The sequence below is a fragment of the Pseudomonas sp. 05T35 genome, assembly GCF_056396605.1.
Genome location: NZ_JBFTLU010000296.1, coordinates 1 through 5,642 on the forward strand (window position 1 = coordinate 1; position 5,642 = coordinate 5,642).

The following is a 5,642-nucleotide window of genomic DNA, read 5'->3' on the forward strand; positions in this document are numbered from 1 at the left end:
CATCTCGCCAGCGCGGGGTGCCCGGCCGTCAATCAAGAAGGTTTCGAACCAGCTATCGAGCACTTCGTTGCGGCTCGGGGTGAAGTTCTCCAATGCGGATTGCCATTGAAGAGCAACCACGGGTGACACCGGAAAACCGTCGTGCGCCAAACTGATGGCTGGCTGCAACACCTCAGCAAAGGGCAGACGACCGAAACGTTTGGACAGCTCAGCCCAGGCCGACGGGCAGCCTGGAACTGTCACGGGTGTCCATCCGTGCAATGGCATTTTTTCGTGGCCGGCGGCTCTCACCGCTTTGATGCTCAGGGCCTGCGGGGCCCCGCCATTGGCGCTCAAGCCATGCAGTTTGTTCTGCGTCCAGACCAGCGCAAAGGCGTCGCCGCCAATACCGCAACCGGTCGGCTCGACCACGGTCAACGCTGCAGCCGTGGCAATCGCGGCGTCAATGGCGTTGCCACCGCGCCGCATGATCTCGATACCGGCTTCGGCGGCCAACGGCTGGGAGGCGGCGACCATGCCGCGTTTAGCGAAAACACTTTGACGCTGTGAGGCGTAGGGATACTCATGGGCAGAAAATGTGAACATGGCAGGTCTCACACATCAGGGATGTTCGGGCTCACAGCACCCGACTGAGAAAGGCGCGGATGCGGGCGTGGCTGGCCGAAGATCTGAATGATGAGCGGCCATACCGTCATGGAGACGGTATAGCCGGTTATGGTGACGGTGCGGGTGAGTTTTTACTGGTGCTGTACCTGCAACTGGGACGACACCTGGACCCGCGCAAGCATGTGCTCGGCCCCTCCCCCGCGACGCATGCCACGCACCGGGCAAGCGTCGAGGTACTCGAGGCCCACCGCCAGTTTCAGATGGCGCTCGGGTCGCGCCAATCGGTTGGTGACGTCGAAGCTGTACCAACCATCGTCGAGCCAGGCTTCGGCCCAAGCATGACTGGCCAGATGACTTTCATCTTCCGTGCACAGATAACCGGAGACGTAGCGCGCAGGAATGCCCAGGCTGCGAGCGCAGGCCAGGAAGGCATGGGTATGGTCCTGGCAGACCCCGACGCCGGCGGCAAAGGCATCGGCTGCGGTGGTGTCCACCGTTGTAGCGCCCGGGCTGTAGACCATGTGATCGGCGAGGCCATTCATCAGGTCAATCAACGCCCCGCGATCACGCCGCGTGCCGCACCGCTGTATGGCAAAGGCGTTGAGAGCGTCGTCAGCCTTGGTCAGATGACCGGTGCGCAAGAACGGCAACGGCGACTGAGTGTCGTGCTCCACCTCCAGCATCTGGTCGATTTCAACCTGACCATAAGCGGTCAGCACAAGGGCGCCGTGGGGCTCATCCATCGTCAATACATGCAGGATGTTGCCGTATGGATCGAGCTGGCTACGTACCAGGCGCGGCAGTTCCAGGTGCCATTCCAGAATGTGCTGGCGCTCGGTGTTCTTGGGCGTCAAACGCAGGAACTGGATGCTGGTGCAGACTTCGTCGGTGTAGCTGTAGGTGGTGTCGTGGCGTATGGACAGTTTCATACGACCTCCAGATAGGATTCGTGGACGGTCTGGCCGAGATGGCGAACCTGGGAGATGAAATCAGTCAGCCAGAGATGCAGACCGAAGCCGAGAATCTCGTCGATCCCGGTGTAGCGCAGCCGCGCATTCAATTCGGCGGCCAGCCGCTGGGCCGCCCGCCCGTTACTGCCCGGCAGGCTGGCGAGGATCTGGTCCAGCTCCTCGATGCAGGCGTGCAGCGAACGCGGAACGGCGGCGCGCAACAGCAGCATCTCGGAGACCTGCTCGGCGTTCGGCGCATTGCGGTAGAGTTCGTTGAACGCCTCGAAAGACGACAAGGCACGCAACAAGGCGCTCCATTGGTAGTAGCCGCGGGCCGAGTTGTCGCTCACCTCCTCCGACTCCTCTCCGTACATTTCGTAGCGCGCATCCAGCAGGCGCAGAGTGTTGTCGGCGCGTTCGAGGAAGGTGCCCAGTCGAATGAAGCAGTAGGCATCGTTGCGCATGATGGTGCCGGAGGTCGCCCCGCGGAACAGGTGCGAGCGCTCTTTGACCCATTCGCAGAAATGGCTGATGCCATAACGCCCCAGGCCATTGCGGGCGATGTTGCGCATCTCCAGCCAGGTGGCGTTGATGTTCTCCCACATGTCGGCGGTGATCCGTCCGCGCAMCGCATGGGCGTTGGCCCGCGCCGCTTGCAGGCAGCAATAGATACTGCCGGGGTTGGTTTCATCCAGCGCGAAGAAGTGCAGCATGCGCTCGGTGTTGAGTTCGCCGTAGCGCTGGTTGTAGTCGTCCAGCGTGCCGGCGGCCAACAGCGACATCGACAGCTCGGCATGGCCATCGGTGCGGCCGGCCTGGGGCATCAGCGACAGCGAGTAACTGACTTCGAGCATGCGCGCCAGGTTTTCGGCACGCTCCAGATAACGGGACATCCAGTAGAGGTCCGAAGCGGTTCTTGAAAGCATGTCTTAGTCCTCCACTACCCAAGTGTCTTTGGTGCCGCCGCCCTGGGACGAGTTCACCACCAGCGAGCCTTCGCGCAATGCCACGCGGGTCAGGCCGCCGGGCACCAGGCGGGTTTCACGGCCCGACAACACAAACGGGCGCAGGTCGATGTGGCGTGGGGCGATGCCGCTTTCGACAAAGGTCGGGCACGTGGACAGGCACAGCGTCGGCTGGGCGATATAGGCTTCGGGGCGGGCCTTGAGACGCGCGCGGAAGTCCTCGATTTCCGCCGCCGTGGCGGCCGGGCCGACCAGCATCCCGTAGCCCCCGGAACCCTGGGTTTCCTTGACTACCAGCTCGGGAAGATTGGCCAGCACGTGGGACAGCTCTTCTGGTTTGCGACATTGCCAGGTGGGAACGTTCTTGAGAATCGGCTCCTCGTCTAGGTAGAAACGGATCATTTCGCCCACATAGGGGTAGATCGATTTGTCATCCGCCACACCGGTGCCGATGGCATTGGCGAGGATCACATTCCCCGCGCGATAGACTGCCACTAGCCCGGGCACGCCCAGCATGGAGTCCGGATTGAAGGACAGCGGGTCGAGAAATGCATCGTCGAGGCGCCGATAAATCACATCCACCTGCTTCGGGCCGGCAGTAGTGCGCATGTAGACATGATCGTCGCGGACGAACAGATCGGCGCCTTCAACCAGTTCCACGCCCATTTCACGGGCCAGGAACGCGTGTTCGAAGTAAGCGCTGTTGAAGCGACCCGGGGTCAGTACCACGGTCGTCGGGTTGTCCAGGGGGCTGGAGCTCTTGAGGGTGTCCAGCAGCAGGTTCGGGTAGTGGTCGATGGGCGCCACACGCTGGGCGGAGAAGAGTTCGGGAAACAGGCGCATCATCATCTTGCGGTCTTCGAGCATGTAGCTGACGCCGCTGGGTGTGCGCAGATTGTCTTCGAGTACGTAGTAACTGCCATCGCCATCGCGGACCAGATCGACCCCGGAGATGTGCGCATARATGCCGCGGTGCAGATTCAGGCCCTGCATGGCGACCTGATAACCCTCGTTGGCCAACACCTGTTCGGCCGGAATAATGCCCTCCTTGAGAATCCGTTGCCCATGATAGATATCGGCCAGGAACATGTTCAAGGCCTGGACCCGCTGAATGCAGCCACGCTCGACTATCTGCCATTCGCTGGCCTTGATGCTGCGTGGAATGATGTCGAACGGAATCAACCGCTCGGTGCCCTGCTCGTCCCCATATAACGTGAAGGTGATACCGGCTCGATGGAACAACAGGTCGGCTTCGCGACGACGCTGATCCAGCAGCTCCAGGGGCGTGTCCGCCAACCAGCGCGCAAACTCCTGGTAATGTGGCCGGCAGCCACCACTCGCATCATACATTTCATTAAAAAAAGCTCGGGACATACCCCACTCCTTGCCGCGATACAGCCGGCATTTTTTTATAACTTTGTCATTCCAATAGATGAAGCCTTACGTTGTTTTAGTGAGTGCTGTTTCTGTAAAGCACCTCAGTGTGCACCGTGAACTTCCTGTCCCTTTATGAAGCTGGAAGCTCACGATTCCGACAGCGTCCTGACGCATTCTGGCGTCAGAGATCTGGCCGTTTCCGGATTAGCTTACTGGCGCTCCTACTTGTAACGCCCCCAGTTTCTTTTTCTCGCAAAAACCACACTTCCGGTGGTTTGAAAGTGCTTTTGCAAGGGCTGTGCCCACGCAACGCCAGGGCCGCTAAAAATCGGAAAAACCTCTAGCAATGATACTGAGGCGACATTTCCGTTCATTTTTATGGTGTTTTTCTTGTAACACGCTGAAACGTTTATTGCACTTATCGTTTGCACAACTCTGGCGCGAACAAAATCGGTGCATTGGGTAAACAAGTTGACTTTATTGCCCTGTAAACGGGAAATTTTTACCCACTCTTTTTTATGAGCTTTGTAATACCATTCCTTCAGACCCGTACATCAAATTTCATCCTTGCACCATTAATGCGCACGCAAATGCACACTATGGCTGCGCACGGAACCGAAGTGCCTGCTGATGACGCACACAAACACTCATCACGTTATTCGGTTGAATGAGCGCTTCAAGTCGCAGGTTACGACGGTCAACACCGACCTGACAGGAACGCAACCGCACATCGGACAACGCAACAGCGCATGGGCATAATCAACGGACTGAAAAAGAGTGATGGCCATGCTGATCGACGAAGAACTGACCCTGAAAAAACTGGAAGTGTTCCTGGCGTTCATGCGCACCGGCAACCTGGCCCGTGCGGCGGTCGAACTGCAGACCAGCAACGTCAGCGTGCACCGGGCCATTCACTCGCTGGAAAGCGCACTGCGCTGCCCGCTGTTCAAGCATGAGGGGCGTAACCTGACGCCACTGGAAAGCGCCTATGTACTCGAAGAGCGGGCGCAGAAGCTGATTCAGGATGTGCTCGAAAGCGTGCGCCTGACCCGCGAAGCCGCGGGGTTTTCGGCCGAACGCTTCAAGCTCGGCTCGTTGTATTCACTGACAGTCAAGACTGTGCCGCAGTTGATCATGGGCCTGAAGATCCGCCGCAGCGAACTCAACATCGACCTGATCCTCGGTTCGAACATCGACCTGCTGTACAAGCTCAAGAACATGGAAGTCGACGCGATCCTGGTGTCCCTGGACGACAGCGTCAACGACCCGGACTGCGAGCAGATCCCGCTGTTTTCCGACGACATCTTCCTCGCCACGCCGGCCGACTCACCGTTTGCCCAACGCGCCGAAGTCGATCTCGCCGAGGTGCGCAACGAGACCTTCATTACCCTGACCCAGGGCTTCGCCACGCATCAGGACAGTATCCGGGTGTTTAAGCAGGCGGGGTTCGAGCCCAAGGTGGCGATGCAGGTCAACGACATCTTCACGCTGCTGAGCATGGTCAGCTCCGGAGTCGGTTATGCGCTGCTGCCAGGGCGGATTGCGGCGGTCTACGAGAACCGGGTGAAGCTGATCCCGTTGCAGGAGCGCTATCGGTTGCAGCAGCACATTGGAGTGGTATTTCTAAAGGCCAAGGAGCGCGACCCGAACCTGCTGGCGTTGTTGGCGGAGTGTCGGATGTATGCCAATCGGCAGGCCTGAAACCGAGGCGCACCCATCGCGAGCAGGCTCGCTCCCACAGGGG

Annotated in this window: 5 protein-coding genes; 1 reads left to right on the plus strand and 4 read right to left on the minus strand. The window is 59.4% G+C overall.

Going from position 1 to position 5,642, the window contains the following annotated elements:
* From AC1DH9_RS20515 to AC1DH9_RS20530, 4 genes are all read right to left on the minus strand, one after another.
* On the minus strand, positions 1–585 hold a 585-nt coding region (locus AC1DH9_RS20515), incomplete at its 3' end, for a gamma-glutamyltransferase (protein WP_477808681.1).
* 152 nt (positions 586–737) lie between these two features.
* Complete coding sequence (locus AC1DH9_RS20520) at positions 738–1,535, minus strand: transglutaminase family protein (protein ID WP_427540216.1); 798 nt, start codon at positions 1,533–1,535, stop codon at positions 738–740.
* The gene (locus AC1DH9_RS20525; RefSeq protein ID WP_477808682.1) at positions 1,532–2,482 is read right to left on the minus strand and encodes an alpha-E domain-containing protein; all 951 of its coding nucleotides are present in this window, start codon (positions 2,480–2,482) and stop codon (positions 1,532–1,534) included. Before AC1DH9_RS20525 ends, AC1DH9_RS20520 begins: the two co-directional genes overlap by 4 nt.
* Before the next feature lie 3 nt (positions 2,483–2,485).
* Positions 2,486–3,895 (minus strand): circularly permuted type 2 ATP-grasp protein, encoded by a 1,410-nt coding sequence (locus AC1DH9_RS20530; RefSeq protein WP_427540212.1) that lies wholly within the window; start codon positions 3,893–3,895, stop codon positions 2,486–2,488.
* Positions 3,896–4,684: 789 nt separating this feature from the next.
* On the opposite strand from AC1DH9_RS20530, the gene AC1DH9_RS20535 reads away from it, so the two are divergent.
* The gene (locus AC1DH9_RS20535) at positions 4,685–5,599 is read left to right on the plus strand and encodes a LysR family transcriptional regulator (protein WP_427540209.1); all 915 of its coding nucleotides are present in this window, start codon (positions 4,685–4,687) and stop codon (positions 5,597–5,599) included.
* The last annotated feature ends 43 nt before the right edge of the window (positions 5,600–5,642 follow it).